Genomic DNA, 379 nt, shown 5'->3' on the forward strand with positions numbered 1-379 from the left:
CCCATTCGGAAATCTCCGGATCAAAGCTCACTTACAGCTCCCCGAAGCATATCGGTGTTAGTGCCGTCCTTCTTCGGCTCCTAGTGCCAAGGCATTCACCGTGCGCCCTTATTAACTTAACCTAAAAGTTAAAAAGTCTTACACATYATAATCACTAAGTGATCATAAATTGAATTTCTTGTATTAATTGTTTCAATGTCGTTTTATCCAGTTTTCAAAGAACAAGTTTTGAATCTTCATATAAAAATGAACATTCAAAACTGAACTGCAAAACGTTAAKATACAGATAAAGATCTGTATTCCGTAATTATCCTTAGAAAGGAGGTGATCCAGCCGCACCTTCCGATACGGCTACCTTGTTACGACTTCACCCCAATCA

The 379-nt window shown here is 38.7% G+C and carries 2 rRNA genes; both read right to left on the bottom strand.

Annotated elements, in window-relative coordinates:
• Positions 1-122 (bottom strand): 23S ribosomal RNA (locus AC1DFT_RS20855); the annotation flags it as partial.
• A gap of 195 nt (positions 123-317) precedes the next feature.
• Positions 318-379: ribosomal RNA gene (locus tag AC1DFT_RS20860) — 16S ribosomal RNA — on the bottom strand; the annotation flags it as partial.

Source organism: Psychrobacillus sp. 05T411 (assembly GCF_056396485.1).